Source organism: Psychroflexus curvus (genome assembly GCF_020164585.1).
Lineage (GTDB): Bacteria > Bacteroidota > Bacteroidia > Flavobacteriales > Flavobacteriaceae > Psychroflexus > Psychroflexus curvus.
The window spans coordinates 1-347 of sequence record NZ_JAIQZF010000024.1 but is presented as its reverse complement, the minus strand read 5'-3'; the positions used below and the strand labels follow the sequence as shown (position 1 = coordinate 347).

At 38.6% G+C, this 347-nt stretch carries 1 rRNA gene; it reads right to left on the bottom strand.

The annotated features are described in order from the left end of the window. Positions 1–237: 237 nt before the first annotated feature. Positions 238–347, bottom strand: a 23S ribosomal RNA gene (locus LB450_RS13615); the annotation flags it as partial.

Genomic DNA, 347 nt, shown 5'->3' with positions numbered 1-347 from the left:
TGAGCCCCGTTGCTATAACCACCTTAAATCTTAGTGCACTATAGCCTGTTGCTATAATTTACCCGAACCTTTTTTTTTAAAAGGGCGGGCCACCTTAAGTCCTCCCCTAGCCCCTCCAAAGGAGGGGGACAGGGATTATGTGTTGACATAATAAAAATATATAAGAATTTCGATTGTAATGGCATGGCTGATTTTATTCTAGAGTGGTTGATTATAAATAAAATAATAATCATCTTCATAGATAAGCTCTTCGGATAATTAGTATCACTTGGCTATGACATTACTGCCTTTACACCTGTGACCTATCAACCCCATCGTCTTTGGGGATCCTTTAAAGAAATCTCATC